This window comes from Paenibacillus gansuensis (assembly GCF_042684925.1).
Taxonomy (GTDB): Bacteria; Bacillota; Bacilli; order Paenibacillales; family DY6; genus Paenibacillus_N; species Paenibacillus_N gansuensis.
Map to the genome: position 1 here is coordinate 293,768 of NZ_JBHUME010000011.1, position 17,235 is coordinate 311,002.

Annotated in this window: 18 protein-coding genes; 4 read left to right on the forward strand and 14 right to left on the reverse strand. The window is 44.0% G+C overall.

The annotated features are described in order from the left end of the window. The first annotated feature begins 52 nt into the window (after positions 1–52). Positions 53–1,132 carry a Ger(x)C family spore germination protein gene (locus tag ACFSUF_RS18595; protein ID WP_377605249.1) on the forward strand — a complete coding sequence of 360 codons (1,080 nt, stop codon included), beginning with the start codon at positions 53–55 and terminating at the stop codon, positions 1,130–1,132. Positions 1,133–1,136: 4 nt separating this feature from the next. Then, positions 1,137–2,231: a GerAB/ArcD/ProY family transporter gene (locus ACFSUF_RS18600; RefSeq protein ID WP_377605251.1), complete on the forward strand. Its 1,095-nt coding sequence runs from the start codon at positions 1,137–1,139 to the stop codon at positions 2,229–2,231. Between the two features lie 248 nt (positions 2,232–2,479). Here the strand turns inward: ACFSUF_RS18600 and ACFSUF_RS18605 are convergent, their stop codons facing one another. The 10 genes from ACFSUF_RS18605 to ACFSUF_RS18650 all read right to left on the reverse strand — a co-directional run bounded on the left by ACFSUF_RS18605 (position 2,480) and on the right by ACFSUF_RS18650 (position 11,221). Next, complete coding sequence (locus ACFSUF_RS18605; RefSeq protein ID WP_377605253.1) at positions 2,480–3,367, reverse strand: helix-turn-helix domain-containing protein; 888 nt, start codon at positions 3,365–3,367, stop codon at positions 2,480–2,482. 52 nt (positions 3,368–3,419) lie between these two features. Then, the gene (locus ACFSUF_RS18610) at positions 3,420–4,265 is read right to left on the reverse strand and encodes an oxidoreductase (protein WP_377605255.1); all 846 of its coding nucleotides are present in this window, start codon (positions 4,263–4,265) and stop codon (positions 3,420–3,422) included. Between the two features lie 291 nt (positions 4,266–4,556). Continuing rightward, positions 4,557–5,861: an epoxide hydrolase family protein gene (locus ACFSUF_RS18615; RefSeq protein WP_377605257.1), complete on the reverse strand. Its 1,305-nt coding sequence runs from the start codon at positions 5,859–5,861 to the stop codon at positions 4,557–4,559. 456 nt (positions 5,862–6,317) lie between these two features. After that, entirely contained in the window at positions 6,318–7,490 is a 1,173-nt protein-coding gene (locus tag ACFSUF_RS18620; protein WP_377605259.1) for an MFS transporter, read from the reverse strand. Positions 7,491–7,955: 465 nt separating this feature from the next. Further along, positions 7,956–8,195: a tautomerase family protein gene (locus ACFSUF_RS18625; protein WP_377605261.1), complete on the reverse strand. Its 240-nt coding sequence runs from the start codon at positions 8,193–8,195 to the stop codon at positions 7,956–7,958. A 69-nt stretch (positions 8,196–8,264) separates the two neighbouring features. Next, positions 8,265–9,005, reverse strand: a complete 741-nt coding sequence (locus ACFSUF_RS18630; RefSeq protein ID WP_377605263.1) for an SDR family NAD(P)-dependent oxidoreductase — start codon at positions 9,003–9,005, stop codon at positions 8,265–8,267. Positions 9,006–9,053: 48 nt separating this feature from the next. Next, a complete protein-coding gene (locus ACFSUF_RS18635; RefSeq protein WP_377605265.1) occupies positions 9,054–9,683 on the reverse strand; it encodes a DsbA family oxidoreductase in 630 nt (209 codons plus the stop codon). Further along, positions 9,680–10,225 (reverse strand): NAD(P)H-dependent oxidoreductase, encoded by a 546-nt coding sequence (locus ACFSUF_RS18640; RefSeq protein ID WP_377605268.1) that lies wholly within the window; start codon positions 10,223–10,225, stop codon positions 9,680–9,682. Before ACFSUF_RS18640 ends, ACFSUF_RS18635 begins: the two co-directional genes overlap by 4 nt. 27 nt (positions 10,226–10,252) lie before the next feature. Then, positions 10,253–10,576, reverse strand: coding sequence for an NIPSNAP family protein (locus ACFSUF_RS18645; RefSeq protein WP_377605270.1), 324 nt, complete (start codon positions 10,574–10,576; stop codon positions 10,253–10,255). A 66-nt stretch (positions 10,577–10,642) separates the two neighbouring features. After that, positions 10,643–11,221, reverse strand: a complete 579-nt coding sequence (locus ACFSUF_RS18650) for a TetR/AcrR family transcriptional regulator (protein WP_377605272.1) — start codon at positions 11,219–11,221, stop codon at positions 10,643–10,645. 485 nt (positions 11,222–11,706) lie between these two features. Here ACFSUF_RS18650 and ACFSUF_RS18655 point away from each other — a divergent pair, with 485 nt between their 5' ends. Beyond that, the gene (locus ACFSUF_RS18655) at positions 11,707–12,894 is read left to right on the forward strand and encodes an MFS transporter (protein WP_377605274.1); all 1,188 of its coding nucleotides are present in this window, start codon (positions 11,707–11,709) and stop codon (positions 12,892–12,894) included. 115 nt (positions 12,895–13,009) lie between these two features. On the opposite strand, the gene ACFSUF_RS18660 is transcribed toward ACFSUF_RS18655, so the two are convergent. Both ACFSUF_RS18660 and ACFSUF_RS18665 read right to left on the reverse strand, forming a co-directional pair. After that, positions 13,010–13,519: an AAA family ATPase gene (locus tag ACFSUF_RS18660; protein ID WP_377605276.1), complete on the reverse strand. Its 510-nt coding sequence runs from the start codon at positions 13,517–13,519 to the stop codon at positions 13,010–13,012. Positions 13,520–13,794: 275 nt separating this feature from the next. Beyond that, positions 13,795–14,274: a cysteine hydrolase family protein gene (locus ACFSUF_RS18665; protein WP_377605278.1), complete on the reverse strand. Its 480-nt coding sequence runs from the start codon at positions 14,272–14,274 to the stop codon at positions 13,795–13,797. A 293-nt stretch (positions 14,275–14,567) separates the two neighbouring features. Between ACFSUF_RS18665 and ACFSUF_RS18670 the strand changes: the two genes are divergently transcribed. Then, complete coding sequence (locus ACFSUF_RS18670; RefSeq protein ID WP_377605280.1) at positions 14,568–14,984, forward strand: VOC family protein; 417 nt, start codon at positions 14,568–14,570, stop codon at positions 14,982–14,984. Between the two features lie 701 nt (positions 14,985–15,685). Here ACFSUF_RS18670 and ACFSUF_RS18675 read toward each other — a convergent pair. Both ACFSUF_RS18675 and ACFSUF_RS18680 read right to left on the reverse strand, forming a co-directional pair. Continuing rightward, the gene (locus tag ACFSUF_RS18675; RefSeq protein WP_377605313.1) at positions 15,686–16,240 is read right to left on the reverse strand and encodes an NADPH-dependent FMN reductase; all 555 of its coding nucleotides are present in this window, start codon (positions 16,238–16,240) and stop codon (positions 15,686–15,688) included. Positions 16,241–16,566: 326 nt separating this feature from the next. After that, complete coding sequence (locus tag ACFSUF_RS18680; protein WP_377605282.1) at positions 16,567–16,815, reverse strand: hypothetical protein; 249 nt, start codon at positions 16,813–16,815, stop codon at positions 16,567–16,569. Positions 16,816–17,235 lie beyond the last annotated feature (420 nt).

A 17,235-nucleotide genomic window follows, 5' to 3' on the forward strand; every position in this document is an offset into this window, starting at 1 on the left:
AACAACATGTCTTGCCGTATTTCTTCTCCTATTCTGCACGGGATGTTGGGATATGAAGGAGATTAATCAATTAGCGATTGTCAACATTGCTGCAGCCGACAAAGACCCGAAGACGGGTATGATCACCGCTTATTACCAAGTCATCAATCCCTCTGGCGTTTCAACGAAAAGTGGAGGTTCGGGAGGCACAGCCGTGTACTCGTTTGAATTCAAGGAATATAGTTCTGGGAGATTTGAGGAAAAGACAAGCAGGGTCATGCCGAGGTTGTTTTATACACCACAAATACAGTGTTATATTGTCTCCCAAAAGTATGCCCGGCAAGGTTTATTGGATTTAATTAATTTTCTGGAGCACAACCCGGAACGCCGGACGAATGTGGATATTGTCGTTTCTGATGCCCCTCTGTCCGTTGTTATGAATAGCCTTACCTCACTAGAGAGAGTGCCCGGCCGTTATATTCGCTCTTTGTTTGAACTGCATGCACGCAATTATCATAGGGGTGTATTTCCTATCAAGGTAAACGATTTAGCAAAAGGCATCAATTTTCACCAGCCGACCGTTATCCCCATTCTCGATTTTAGCAGCAAGCAGCCTGCTTCAAAGAAAGATAAACTGGAAACCATGAATGCAACTCAAGCGGCGATGAGTTTTGAGGATGGAGCTGTGTTTCTCAATGCCCGCATGGTCGGCCGCATGGATGTAAAAACAAAAACGTTATTTTACATCTTGAATGACGATCTTCAAAGGTTTGCAGAATCCATTAAAGTGAATGGAGAAAACGTCGATGTAGAAGCCCAAAATGTTCAAGTTCATAGGGAATACGACCGGCCATCCTCCCGTCTTATCATCCGGATCCGTGCCGATCTTCGCATTATCTCAAATAAACAAAAAAAGGAAATGAACGTTCAGAATCTTCATGAAATCGAGAAGGCATTTAATCAGACCCTGAAAAGGAAAGCAAAGTCCCTTGATGAATTGGGGAAGAAGAAAGATTGGGATCTGTTCGGACTTCAGGATGAAGGCGTCCATCCGAAAGACTGGCATAACTATAAGGTTGTGTTTCTCGTGAACTCCAAAGTCACTACCATAGGGAATACGGGATCCCCATACCAAGTCGAAAAGAGTGAATAAGAATATGGAAAATCCACAGCTGAGCGGATGGCAATTTTTTACATTAACTTTTTGCTTTGTCTGCGCAACAACGTTTCTTTTGTTACCCGGGAATCTTATAGATCATGCCAAACAGTTCGGCTGGCTCGTTTGTGTATGGTCGTTCTTGTACGGGTTACTTCTGGCGATGCTGTGGCTGTATTTATCCAAACGTTACCCCGGGAAAAGTCTCGTACAAATTGCGACCCAAGTTCTGGGGAAATGGGCTGGAGGTTTTGTAGCTTCCCTATACGTTCTTTATTTCATTCAAATTGCTTCCTGGGTTACACGGAATTTAGGCGACTTTATGCATACGAATTTGATGCCCCGAACTCCCCTCTCCATTTTCCATATTGTGGTGCTGCTAGTGTGTGCTTATGGCGTTGTGAAAGGGATTGAGTCCATTGCAATGGTTTGTGAGCTTGTTACGCCGTATATCGTGGTCGCTTTCTGGATCCCGTTTTTGGTTACGCTTAAGGTCTGGGACTGGCGGGCATTCAGTACGCCCTATCATTTTCAGCTTTGGCCCACAATCGTTCAAACCCAATATGCGCTTGCTTTTCCCTATATGGAAACAATTATGTTCATGATGCTTTTTCCTTTTGTGAAACGTCACTTGAAAACTGCGTTTCTTGTAGGAATCGGCTCAGCCGGGGTGATTCTTTCCGTTAGTGTATTTATGACAATTGGAATTATCGGATTAGAGCGCGGTTCGAAACAAATATATCCGGTTTATACCATCTTCCGTGAAATGAAGTTTTCCGGTTTCTTAGAACATTTAGAATCGATTCTCTCTATAAACATTTTCCTATTGGTCTGCATCAAATTAAGTTTATTGTTTTATTGTGCGGTAATGGCGATATGCCAGCTGTTCCATGTGGAAAGACGCTCTGTAGTTGCTTATCCGTTAGTATGGGTCATCTCTGCATACTCCCTCTTATTTGCAAACGTTATAGAGAATATCGAATGGGTTCAAAAGTATTTGTTTAGCTATTATATGATTTACGCCATCATAGTTCCGGTCATTCTAATTATTGGTTCCTGGATGCGGAACATACAAAGGGGTGAAACACCGGCATGATCGGGATGATAAGCCTTTATGTACTGTTTCTCATCTTAGGATTGATGGGTTTGAACCGATTTCGTAAGTTGATTCGTAGGGAAGTACTTATTTTTATCGTAGTCACGACACTAGGCGGCATTCTTTGGGGTAGTATTATTATACATCATCCGCTTGATTTGAATAAAATGATTGCAACGATCTTTGATACTTTACAATAAATAGATGGGAGCATCCATAATATACGGGATGCCCCTCGATCTACATAACTATTGCGGAGGTTGCTTGTATGTGGAAGGAGCCACGCCAAACCTCTCTTTAAATACTTTGGAAAAATGAGCCAAGCTTTCAAAACCTGTCGAAAAACATACATCCGTAACGGATAATGACGTGTGAAGCAGCATTTCTTTCGCAATATCCAATCGGCGATTACGTATCCAGCGTACAGGTGATGTTGTGTTATAGATCGCTTGGAAATCTCTTTTAAACGCGGATAAACTTCTGCCCGATAGGTAAGCGAGATCATTTAGGGAGACAGGGTTAGTAATATTCTCTTCCACCACCTCGGTGATGCTCTTCCTATTTGTCCGTTTCAGCTGCAAAAACTGGTATAAAAACTGTTCGTCAGCATCCGCAATGTCGAACAATAGTTCTAACAATTTCACTCTTATCAATCCATCTTTAATGCTATCGGTCTCCTGAAAATAAGGTTTCAGTGAGTTGATGTAATGAATTAATCGTTCATTGACCGCTTTTACAGAGACCGGTACCAGCACGGATGGATAGCTGCTTTCAAGATCTGCCATTTTGATAAATTCAGTAAGCAGCTCTTCTTTAAGAAAGAACATCATATAGTCCAAAACATAGTCTGAACCTTCTTCTCCCGATTTCTCATATTCCACCATGATGGATTTCTGCAGCAGGACCATTTCATTTTTCCTAACGATATACTCCTGACTGCCGAATCTTACCCTGTAAATCCCCTCTAGTACAAACAAAAGCAGATGGTCCTCCAGAAACATAGTCCCCGTTACACTTTTGGTAAAGGTACAAGACTCAACAACGGTCAGCCCCTTCAACTGCAAAATCCTTTGATTTAACGGTTCTCTGGCTAGTTCTTGAGGAACTTTTCTTACTTTTTCGGCTCGCAGAACCATCTCTATATCTGAACGCTCCCCTGGTTCAATTAGAATATATTCGACTTAGAAATTAGACATCATCATGATCTGTGCCTGTTATCAAATCATACCAAGCTTCAATATCCTTCTCAAAATTGGCTGTCTTTTCCCTGTATTTTTGAAGTGCATCATTGCCAAGCGGCAAGTGTACCGGCGGCTTCTCCGCGTTTGCGACCTGCACAAATGCCTTCGCCAGCTTGACGGGATCTCCCGGTTGTTTTTTATTTGCCTGGGTAGCAAATGTCCTCATTTGCCCCACCGTTTCCTCGTAATCCGGGATGATGTTGCCCGACCGCGATAGCGACGCAGCATCCAGAAATTCCGTACGGAAGAAGCCCGGTGCCACTACGGTTGCATGGATCCCAAGAGGAGCCAATTCCAATGCAAGTGACTCCGTCAACCCTTCAACAGCGAACTTTGTTGCGCCATACACGCCCCAACCGATATATCCGCTCAATCCTCCAACGGATGAAATATTAATAATGTGTCCAGAACGTCTTTCACGCATATGAGGCAGTACCGCCCGGGTTACATTCAATAAACCAAACACGTTGGTTTCGAAGTTTTTCCTTACCTCTTCAGCAGTGGCTTCTTCAACCGCGCTCAGAAGACCATATCCTGCATTATTCACAAGGACATCAATTTTTCCGAATTTCTGTACAGCTTGATTCGCAGCCTCTATCGCCTGTTGTTCATCGGTTACATCCAGAAGAACTACTTGAAGATTTTCCGGATTCCCTAAACTATCAGCTAAAGCCTCCGCCGAACTCCGGACCGTTGCAACAACGTGATCGCCCGTTTCCAAGACAGCCTTTAGGATTTCGTAACCAATGCCTCTTGCTGCCCCGGTAATGAACCAAACTTTATGATTTGTCATATAGATTCCCTTCCTTTGTCTTGTTTTTGTAATTATTACCCCTCGTATATCTCTGAATTCATACTTTTACCTTCTCAGTTTTTTCTTATACAAATGACTTAAGAATTCCGGCTGCTGAAATCACTTTAACGTATAATAAGGCTTTTCGCTTTTCTATAAGGTCCGTTCTATTTGTTCATTTAGCCCATGCCTCTTTAAAAAGAAAAAAGCACCCGCTAGAATTCATTGGATATACCAGGGTGTTATTCCAACGTCCATTCTAGGGGTGCATTAATAGGTTCCTAACTCTGATTAACGAAGCGGCTTAAATGCAGCGCGGAGCTCTTTCGTGAATAGTTCAGGCTGCTCCCATGCTGCGAAGTGCCCGCCCTTGTTGAGCCTGTTGTAATAAATAAGGTTAGGGTACGCCCGCTCAGCCCAGCTCCTAGGTGCCTGATAAAGCTCGTCAGGAAAGACGCTTACAGCAGCCGGGATGGAAACGCCCTTGACGGTGAAAAAGGGGTACTTGTTCTCCCAGTAGAGACGAGCAGAAGAAATCGCCGTGTTAGTCAGCCAGTAGAGCGTGATGTTGTCGAGGACATCGTCTCGCGTAAGGCCTCCGGGGTTTCCGGCGAAGGCCCTCGAGATCAGCTCCAGACTACGCGCATCATGGTCAATCATAAAGGCTGCCAAACCTACCGGCGAATCCGCCAGTCCAGTCAGTGTCTGCGGGCGTGTCCCCATCAATAGAGCGTAGCCGCTGCGTTTGTTAAAGAAGTCCAGCTGCTGGTACGCGCGCTTTTCGTCTTCTGAGAGACCTGCAGGCGGCGGGCTGCCACACTTGAGCGCCTTATCAATGTAGTCCGGAACGGTGCCAGGCATGTTCGAGTGAATGCCAACCAGTCCCGGAGGCGCCTGTACACCCATCAAATCCGTGATGAGCGCGCCCCAGTCGCCTCCCTGCGCCACATACTTTGTGTATCCAAGGCGCTTCATTAGCTCTGCCCAGGCATGTGCTATGCGGTCGGGACCCCAGCCGGTCGTAGTTGGCTTTTCCGAAAATCCGTAGCCAGGCATCGATGGAATCACCACGTCGAAAGCGTCCGATGCCTTCCCGCCATACGCCGTGGGATTGGTAAGCGGCTCAATAATCTTCAGCATCTCGATGATCGAGCCGGGCCATCCGTGCGTAATGATGAGCGGCAAAGCGCCTTTATGCTTCGAACGAACGTGAATAAAGTGAATGTCCAGACCATCGATCTCGGTGATGAACTGCGGCAGGGAGTTCAACCTCGCCTCGATTTTGCGCCAGTCGTAATCTGTTGCCCAATAGCGCGCGAGTTCCTGAGCTGTGGCGAGCTGTACGCCTTGCGATTGATCCGAGACCGTTTCCTTATCAGGCCATCTTGTCGCTTTTATGCGCCTGCGCAATTCAATAAGTTCCTTTTCCGGAACATGCACTTGAAACGGGCGAATGATCTCCTTTTGATTAGTTTTGGAATGTTGGGGATTTGCTTGCAAGTTCCCAACATTAGCATTGGCATAAGTACTGCAGACCGTCAATCCTAAGGACAGGACGGAAACCGTTGCCATACGAAACCAACATCTCATGTTCATTAGGAATACGCTCCCAGTGACCTGGATAACAGACCCGAGATGCGAGTAGGTTGGATTGAAAGCACTTAGCTTAAAGACTAAAATAAAGGGAGTAGCTTAGAAAGGCGGCATGAAGCTATGAAACTGAAGATCGTCTTGTACCCCGTAATTCTTACAGTGAGCCAGTTCATCCTCAGTTATCTGGCGGAACCCTTCTACCTTCAGTGGCTCTTTGCATTAATGATCACCTTCGCTATAATGCCGTTTGTGCGAAAATTAAATTTGGAAGACCGCACGATCCCTGTTATCTACGGCATACTTACCTTTTGCTCTATACCGTTCCTATTTTTAATCCTAACCCGTTACTTTTAAAAAGAGCTTATTCTACAATAGGTTCCATTATAAAAAACAGCGCATTCCCAATAGGAACGCGCTGTTTCTTTTTCATAAGCACTGCAGCCAGGTCAATGTTGGCAATTATTGCGATGTCACCTTCGTATAATAAGGTTTAAATTTAACTGAATAAACTAAAACATAAATCACGAGCAGCGCGGCAATTGAATTAAGAATTACCAAGGAGAAGTTCAAACTATAGAACGTAGTCAACACGCCGACTCCAATCGGAGGAATGATGAACCCGGCATAGGCGCACAAATAAAATGCAGAGATGACCCGTGGACGTTCTTCCGGCTTCGGCAACTGACCCGCAAGTCGTAATGCAGCCTGAAACGATAAGCCGGCGCCAGCTCCTTGAATGAGCATTCCAACCCAAAGCAGGAATATGTTTTCTGACTGGCCGGAATAAACAATAATCCATGGTCCGATGGCCATACAGATAACGCCTATCCGTACCCGCGTAACCGGATTTTGTGCCCAAGGAAGTAACGGTACCAAGGCCGCTACGGTGAGAAGCATGAACACTAACAACCCTGCTACAGAGAGATTAGTGGAGTGAATGACGGTCTTGACGAAAGTGGGAATCAAAGATAAGATCACGCCGCCAATCATAAAGAAAAGAAAAGCCGGAAGTCCAATAATGGAAAAAAAGTGTGTACGGATATTATCGGGAATACCGAGCGATATCTTCGCTTTTGCAGGTTTTTGTGCATCTTCGCGCTTCGGCAATATTTCGAGAATGATTAGGGAAATTACTAACATGACGAGCAGAACCCAGTACGGCATCCGCAGCGGATCAGCGTCCACATATTGCACGACTAATCCTGAAATGGCGGGGCCCAAGCCAAAACCGCCTATCGCGGCTACACCCGATAACTTGAGGGCAGTACCCAGTTTCGTTTGAGCTGTTTGCTTAATTAAAAAGGCAGTAGCGGAACCCGTAAAAGCACCATAGGCGATACCTTCCAAAATTCTTGCCACATAGAGCATCCACACGTCTTGGCTCGCGATAAAGAGCAGCGTTGACGCGATGGATATCCATATACTGATACGAAGCACCTTTTTCAATCCCCAATAGTTCCCTCTGGCGCCCACGATAAGCAAGGTTGGAAGCAAGACGATGGCATAAACAGCAAACAATAGGGTAATCTCTAAATTGCTCAGGTGATAATACTTCCCATATACAGGGAACAACGATGAAATATACGTAGCCCCGCAGGACATCATAAGAATAACCCACAGCATTTTATACATATAGTTCTCCTTTACACTAATATCAATTTCTAATACCCAGAAAAATTAACCCTGCACAGTTACATATACCTGCATAGTTATGTCCTGTTTTTACCTAGAGATACGGAAATTCTGCCGGTATTTGTTTTATGAATGAACTAGATAAGCAACCTTTATTTCTAACAGCACATTCATTACTTAATTACCGGCTTTCACATTCTAACCTACTAGTAAGTAAGTTGTCAACGGTTTGAATCCTTACTTAGTGGTGAGATAAGATGTAGACATGAATAAAAGAAAGTTTCCTACATCATCCTGCATCTTCTTGGCTTGCATCCTGAAAGTCAAATCATCCGTATTGGACACTTACTCCATGCCGGCCGATAAGGATTGAATAATAAAACAACCAATGTTGGCATGTCTCAGCCAAAGTTGGTTGTTTTATTTTACTCATTTTTTATTTTTACCGAACTCGAGCGTAATGCTTTATTTAATAAACTTCTCGGCAAGCTTCTTGCGATATTCCAAGGCAGGCAATCCACCCCAACCCCAATTATCGGTGTCAACTTCTTCAATAACTACGAAAGTAGATTCTAACGGTTTATTTAGGACATTGAGCAAAACCTCGCTGACCCCTTTAATAAGCGCGGCCTTCTCTTCAGCTGTGATTGACTGACGATCTGGTGCGGTGCCCTCACGGGTTACTTGGATATTAACGATGGGCATAGATGTTCTCCCCATTCCTATTAAAATTTGATCTCTAATTTGCTATTAGAATTGCTTGATTTATTAGGTTTATTTAGTACCGGCGTTTTGCCCGCCATCAACATAGAGGATCTCACCTGTAACAAAGTTGGCTGAATCCAAGTATAAGACGGCATCGACGATATCTTGAGACTCGCCCATGCGTCCCATAGGATGTAAACTAGCTAGCGCCTCATGTGTTTCAACCGCATGCATAGGTGTTTTGATTACTCCCGGCGAAACGGCGTTCACACGAATACCGCTTGTCGCATATTCAATTGCCAATGATTTTGTAGCCGACTTCAGAGCGCCCTTCGTCAATGAGGCAAGTACAGAAGGAACGTTCACTGACGGTTGATCAACCAGACTTGTCGTAATATTTACAATGTGGCCTGATCCTTGTTTCAGCATTTCAGTCACCGCACGTTGGGTAACGTGGAAGAAGCCAACGACATTCGTGGATAAATACGTTGCAAAATCCTCTTCGGTATACTCTGTAAATGGTTTTGACATAAAGATACCTGCATTATTAACTAGCGTATCAATGCGTCCGAAATGAACCAACCCTTCTTCAATTAAGCGCTTCGCGACTTTTGGATCGGCAATATCACCAGCAACGTACCTCACGCTTTTTCCAGCAGGATCGATTTCTTGCGCAGCCTCAGCCAATGCCTTTTCGCGGCGCCCATTGATGATAACTTTCGCTCCCCGATTCACCATCTCAATCGCCATTGCTTTCCCCAAGCCGCTGCTTCCGCCGGTAATCACTACTACTTTTCCTTGTATAGTCATTGGTTATTCTCCTTTATGATTTTTTGGATATTGATTGTTCAGATGGAATTACATTTGTTCAAACAATTTAACAAAGTCTGCAGGTGATTGCAGCCCGGATAAGCTAATTTCTTCATTAATAACAAAGAATGGAACTCCTCTGACACCGAGTTTCTGCGCGTTGCGTTGTCCTAGCTCTACTTTTTCCAGCCCCTCACCCTGAGTAAGGCGCTCCTTGAGATTCGCGGCGTCACCAACCCCGATGGATGATCCTATTTTCACAAGTTCGTCCACATCCCCGATATTCACACCCTCTTCAAAATAAGCCGTGTATATTTTCTCTATCAATTGGACTTTTAAGTGCTCAGGGGCCATTGATATTAACTGATGAGATAACGTTGTATTAGGCGTATATTTGACGAGATCCATATTATATTTAAGACCAAAATGTTTCCCGTTTTCGTTATATTGCTTCTTCCTTGCTTCGAATTGAGGAACTCCGCCTAAGCGTCCAATCATCACCTGCCGATAATCTTCTCCCTCAGTACGAATTCCAGGGTTAATTTGAAAGGCATTCCAACGGACGGTTGCCTTCTTATCTGCTGGCAATTGCTTCAGAACGGTTAACAGACTTGTCGTTCCCATACGGCACCAAGGGCAGCTAGTATCCATATAAACGTCAATCACCAGTTCCTTCATTTGCTCACCGCTTCAGCTGACCGCACAGTTTTAATATGATTTACGAAATCGATACTGCTTTGAGTTAATCTTTCATCCGTCACGTCAGAAGTATCGTTTAGAACAAAGTGAGGCAGATATGTGGCACTAATAAAACGAGTGAGCGCTTGAATGGGCCGCAATATTTCTTCCATTGTAAACCGGTTGGACCCGTTTGCTTGATAGGACTCTTCTGTACCATATGCCGAAATCGCAACGCCGATTTCCTTACCGACTGTTTTAGTAGCCTCTGGTCCATAAGCCCAATTGTATAGCAAGACAGAGTCAAACCACTTTTTCAGTAATGGCGGTGTGCTGTACCAATATAGCGGGTATTGAAAAATAATCCGATCATGCGCCTCAACCAACTGCTGCTCTCTAGCAACATCGATATTTTCGTCGGGGTACTCTTTATATAATTCATGGATCGTGATATCGTCATGCTTTTGCAGTTCGTTTACCCATGATTTGTTCCAATTAGATGCCTCAATGTTCGGGTGAGTTACGATTACTAAAATTTTCATTTTTATTTACTCCTATTCATAATAAATTTATTTGTTTTTGAAAAATGGGACATTCTTCATAAATATACTTTCTTGTTTCTGAACTAACGGTCCATCAAGTTCTGATAGTCGTCTTACTTCAATCCATTCAGGGTCATTACGGAATCTGTCATAGTTCAGGTTACGTGCCTCCATGGAGGCATGTTCAACAATATAATAGAGACGGTTACTTGAATCATCCAAATCCTCCCAAAAAAGCGTTATGTTCATATTATGTTTGTTAAATAATTCAATAACATGGTCCCTGAATCTATCTAAAATAACCTTCATCTTGCCAGGATTAATATCATAAATCCGAAGCTCATATATCATCCTTTACGCCTCCTGGTAGAAAGTGTTTGTTCATTCATCCACTCTACTTACCTACTAAAAGGTAAGTTAATATGAAATGGTTAGGCCAGCAATTAATCCTTCGGCAATAACTTTGAACCTGCTTTTATCCCGAAAGCTTCTTGCAAGCAATTGCGCTCCTTGAAGAGAAGCCAAAAATTTATGGGCTTGCACATCCGCGACACCTTCAAAGTTGATATGCCCTTCCTGGCGCCCCTGATCCAATACTCGTTCCAGCCATGTTAAGTTAGCAATGAAAAACTGTGCTAACCTGTCACGTACTTTCTCTGATAAAGTTGCCAATTCAGTAGAAAACATGACACTCAAACACGTACAGTAATCCTGAACAGGGCCATCGAATAATAAGATGAATTTGCGCAGTTTCTCTAAGTTGTTCTGTGTTTCGGCATCGATTTGAGCAATGGCAGTCATATATTGTTTGTGATAACGTGTGATCAACGCTTCTCCTAAATCCTCTTTGTTAGGGAAATGGTAATGAATGCTGGCCGTGCGTATCCCGACTTTCTCTGCAATATGTGCATAGCTGAATCCGTTGAATCCGACTTCTTGCACTATGAAATGGGCCGTATCTAAAATAATCTCTGCGGTATTCTTATGATTGTTCATCGCGTTCTACCTTTTAGTAGATAGAGTTTCAACTCCTCTCTTCTCTGATATTCAACCGCCCACTCATCATACTATGAACTAGTCATCCTGAATAATACAGAATCGTGATACTCAATATCTCAATTTCAGATACCTTAGTATATATCGCATAGGTGAAAGACAAATTGCAAATCATATACGTGAAAGACATATAAAAAAAAACACCCAGAGGAGTGCTTCTTCAACTTAGTTCGTAATAAACGAGATGTTTCATAAATCAGCAATGCGATTTCCCGCACTACTTCGTGAGTTTCATTTCAGCTTCCAAGATTGACCAGCCTTGCCGGTTCATCCCCTCGTACATAAATGGCGTGTAAAAATGGAACGGCGACGAGGATGGAATCATCATTCCTTCTAGTCCATGAGTTTATAGCATGCAATGCGTTGGAATCAATAATAGATTTCAAGTACGATGACAATACCATTCGTAGAAAGGGTTGAACATCATGAATCGTAAATTCGTTCTTTACATTGTCGCTTTTGCCGCGTTTCTTGGGCCGTTCACGCAAACGATTTACACCCCTATATTACCTGAGGTTGCGAGACAACTCCACTCCACCTCATTTATTGTAAACCTAACGATTTCAGTGTTTACCGTGTTTCTTGCTATCATGCAGATAATCTATGGCCCGCTCACGGACTTAAAGGGGCGCCGCAAAGTCATGCTTTTCGGAATAACGCTGTATGTTATCGCTACGGTTGGATGTTTTTTCTCCGAAACGATAGTGTTTCTCCTCGTCTTCCGAGCGGTACAGGCTATCGGCATCGCTGCGGGATCAGTCGTGGCCGTTACGGTCATCAGCGATATGTTCGAAGGAAAAGAACGCGGCCAAGCAATGGGAACCTTTCAAATGTTGGTGTCGTTAGGCCCTGTGCTCGGGCCGGTCATCGGGGGCTTCCTTAGCGGTTTATTCAATTTTCACTCCGTATTTCTTGCTCTTGCGGCAACGGGGATGCTTGCGCTGATTTTCAACTACCTATACTTGAAGGAAACGAAGCCGGACAGCGTCGAAGGAGGCCGCTTTCAACTGCGGAATTTTGCAGCGATTCTTCAGAATCGGATCGGATCGTCCATTATTTATTTGGCGTTTATTCAGTATTACGTGTTTTACTATTTTCTTGTATTCCTGCCGAACATATTAACCGATAGTTACGGATTGTCAGCCGAGCAAAAGGGACTTGTATTTCTCCCGATGTCGCTTGGCATTGTGGTCGGCAGTTACTTAGGCGGAAAAATCCAAGCACGGATAGATGGAAAAAGGCTGCTCGTACTGATGACTTATCTAAATGCAATTTCGGTGTTGTTTTTCCTCATCTTCTACTCGATTTCTTTACCTTGGCTGCTGGCTGGAATTATCTTCTTCGGGTTATCCCTCGGGTTCTCGCTTCCGGTGCAGACGACGCTGTTGACCGACGCTTTTAAGCATAACCGTGCAACCGCCATTGGAGCGTATAACTTTTTCCGTTATATAGGGATGGCTGTCAGCCCGATCGTTGGCAGCCTATTTTACCATATCGGCGGCTATAATCTGTTGTTTGGTTTTATCGTGATCGTATATCTGACTTTTGCCTTGCTGTTGTCGCGGCGTCACCTTGGCGCACAAACAAATAGTCCCTCCCTTAAAAAGGGATGATTTCTGGATATACTTTCCTTCTTCGCTCACCTCTATTTTGAAAAACCAACTATCCTGAGACATGTCTCAAGATCGCTGAATGAATCTAAAAGTGGTGCTGCTTAGTAACCGTAAGTTACTGCCGTTGGCGTTTATTTACTTCGCTTTGACGGACGATCTCGTCAACGACGTGCTCGATCTTTGCGGTGGCGTCGATGATAATTCCGTTATTCGGAATGTCTTCTTTCGTTTGGTGCAATCGCGCAATGAGTTCCCGTTCCGTTTGCTTTCCGCCCCACTCATTTTCCGGCCGCTCGTCAAGCCGCCGGTTCAATGTGTCAAGGTCGACCTCGAGGACAAACACGCCGTCAAAAAGATCTATGAATTTCGAAAAGTTCCTAGAACCACCGCAGAAAAAGGTTACCGCCTCATTCTGGTCAGCAACCAAAGCCTTTACTTTATCTACATGCCAAATGTGGTGCTCGTGCGTGGCGGTATCCGTCCGTGTACCAGTTTCCGGATCGCCTTGATAAGCCAATTCACGATCGCCATGAATGGCATGGTAGCCGCGCCGCTGCAGTTCATTGCAGACCGTAGTTTTACCGGTGCCGGAAACGCCTTCAATCAAAAAATTCCTAATGCCCATAGCAGACCCTCCATTCTACTCTTTAAGCACATGTCTATCTTTCGCTAAACTGCCCGCTAGTTCAATGCTGCCGACGTGAGACTAATACTTTTTATTCGCAGTCTACATCTTTATTTTCTTAGTCTACAACTATTTTTTCCAGTCTAAAACTTTATTTTCTCAAGACAATCAAGCCGCAGTTTCACAGGATATATGACCATGTTTCGGTTGTTACACAAACACAAATAAAGCCAGACAGTATATCTGCCCAGCTTTTCCGGTCACTTAAGTTACTCTTATAAATACTTGACTACCGCATAGGAGATCAGGTTCCGATCCCTGTAAGTAGATGCAATTACCTCACTTTGTGTGCTTAAAATCCCATTTTGCAAAAGTACGGGCCGAAATCCTCTTTCCGCAGCTCCGTTATATGTAAACAGGACACACTGTTCTGCAGCAAAACCTGAGATAATCACCAACTCAACCTGTCGCTCCGATAACATCTGTTCAAGATCTGTCTTCCAAAAAGCATTCGAATGCTCCTTGCCCACAATCAAATCTTTCTCGTTAACATCGATCTCAGGAATAATAGAATATGGATCTGAATTCGATTCCGACATACCTTCATTGTCTTGAACGTGAATGACAACGTGATCCTTGGAACGAAGGACATCCGACACATAATTGATGTGCTCGCAAGCTCTATTTATCGTTTTCTTATCAACTTCCTGCAGGTGAACGGGTTGCATATCGATAATTAGAAATCCAATTTTCATAAAATAGCCCCTTAAGAGTATTTTGCACCAGTTGTGTACCTATCAAATATTCGTGAAGCAAACACATTATCCTGCCATCACTCTAATGACCGCGGATTGGGGAGCGTGGCGGCGATGACGGGTGGCACATCTATAGCATTGACGGGCGGTACATCTGCAGGATGGTGGGCGGCTCTACGGAATGTTCGGTCACCTGCCCCGTCCCTTACTTTGGTTGAGTTGGGGTATACCAATTTGTTACACTAACCGTGGAACGTGAGAATATTGCCCTCAGGGCAAAAGGAGCAGTGGTAATGTCTAGTTTAAACCCTTATCTCGTAACCAACGGTAATGGGAAAGAAGCAGTGGAATTTTACAAAGATGCCTTATCTGCTGAGGTGGTAATTGTACAGACGTTTGGCGAAGCGCCGCAGGACCCGAACTATCCGGTTGCTGAGGAAGCCAAAGATCGCATCATGCATGCAACGCTGCGTTTCGGCGAATCGCTGCTCATGCTCTCCGACACATTCCCGGGCATGCCCCATCAGATCGGCAACCATGTAACGATTGCCCTGAACGTGAACGATGCGGAATCGGCGAAGAACATGTTCCACAAGCTGCAGCAAGGCGGCGAAGTGCTGATGCCGATCCAGGAGACCTTCTGGAGCCCCGCTTACGGCATGGTAAAGGACAAGTTCGGGGTCACCTTCCACGTATCTGTGGAGCATTAAGTGACTGCCGGAATGTTGTTAGGACATAAATAGTAACGAAAAAGCCTGTACACCGGCGACTCTAATTCGTCGCCTTGTTTGCAGGCTTTTTTGTTTTTACTGTTGCCCACGCCAACGCTTCTTGTCTACTTTATCCACGACAGTGCGTGAATAGGGCTCATGGTCGCGAATAACCACTGAAGAACATAAGAGTCAATTAGGAAGCTAATAACAAACTGTATAATGACAAGTATTATAGGGTAAATGACGTATTGCAACTTCACTTTTGCATTCTGCCTTTCCACCTGTTCTCTCCGAATCCCATTTAAATAAACTTATAACTTCTTGTCGAAATTATATACCCTGTATAAACAATATTAACAAACCCTGACGCTACATAGACAAGAACTGCCTATACTGCTTGTATCTGCGATGGATGGAAGCAAAGAACTCCCAAAGACTCCTAAAGTGGCAAAAAGATTGCGCAAAGTTTTCAATGATCCGGCTGCTGGTTACCGTTATTCAAGAGATTCTCTGCTTCGGGGCTTGTCCAAGGTACCATAGAAAGCAATGATGGATCAAAACAAAAAAATGGCAGGTACAGGATTAACATCCTGACTGCCATGTTTCTGTATTTTGCTGGCTGTTTCCCATTTACAATTATCAATTTTCATTAATGAGACAGCCCCAACAGTATAGATAAGACGATTCCGAATAATCGTTTAACGCAAAGTTTTCATTGCGCCGCTCCAAGCAATAACCTGGTCAAGCATCGTGTTGACCGAAGCCTCTTGATGCGCAGCTGGCTTGAATACACTGAAGTTTTCGAAGTCCGTGAACAGGGAGAGTCCCACTTGAGCACGTACATCAGCCATGTGCAATTCCGCAGCGATAGTCCGCAGGTTTTCTACTGCACGTTGAGCTCCACTTCCACCATAGCCGACAAAACCAACCGCTTTGTCTTTCCATTCGTTGAACAGATAGTCAATCGCATTTTTCAGCGCAGCGGAAGTCGCATGGTTATACTCCGGCGTCACAAACACGAATCCGTCAAAAGTATTAATTTTCTCCGACCAAGCAATGGTATGAGGCTTCGTATATTGGCCCATGGACGGCGGATACGGTTCATCCAGCAACGGCAAATTAAAATCTGCGATATCAACAAGCTCAAACTTGGCATCCGTGCGTTTTTGCGCAATCTCAGTTACCCAACGAGCTACAGCTTCACCATTACGTCCTGGACGTGTACTTCCCAAAATAATACCAATGTTCAACATATTCATTCCTCCATTTGTTTTCATATGATTTGATTCATTTACATTTGATTGCGATGATGAAACTTCTTCCGGATGACTTTGTTGCTTTCCCTTTTTTAGCCAGTTAAACAAGCAGCTCCTCAACTCCTTCCCAACAATATTAAATAATATTATAAATTATAATAATAGAATATATATTTATCCTAACATTAGGATAATTGTTTTGTCAATCACATAAAAAAGCCAGCTATAAGCTGGCTTCAACCTCATCTTAGCTATCTAATTATCCTTAATGCAAAATCTTGTCCACCAAAAGGATACGCTGATTTTATTAATCAGCTTGACAGTTACTTCACAATGATGGAGTATGTTCCGGCAAACGAAATAGAAGCGGTGGCCGTCTTTTTCACGACATCCGTTTTGCTTGAGATTGGCTTCCAAGATGCCGATTTGGTATCGTATTGAGCCATGGCCAGCGATTTCCCAGCCGCTAAACTCGAATCATACGAAAGGGTAAGCGTAACTCCCTTCTTCCACTTCTGGTCGGAGGCGACAATCCAGGCTGTGCTTACTAGGGCTGACTTGCCCGCAGTCATCCGATAGGAATTTAAGGTTACTTTTGCATTCTTAGAGAATGCCCCTTTAGTGACGGCCAGTACGGCCTTGCCGGACGCGGTGTCAAAGCCGCACCTTTAGCGCCTATTGTTTTAAACACGACTTCGGCTTTGAATGGGGGCGTGTTAGGAACTGGTTTCGGAAGCAGAGCGCCAAACTTATCTTCGACCTGATATATTGGACATGGATGTAACACTCCTTTTGCTTTAATGGTTTGCCCACTTAAGTTCCCATAAAAATAGCCCCGATGATAACTCATCGGGACTATTTACTAAATTACACCACATAATGCAAAGTTAAGTCATTATTAATTAAGTGATTAACGATACAGTTAAAATCCGTTATCCGCTGAACATAACTCGAAATCGATCTAATATCTTTTCTTAAGAATAATACTCCAC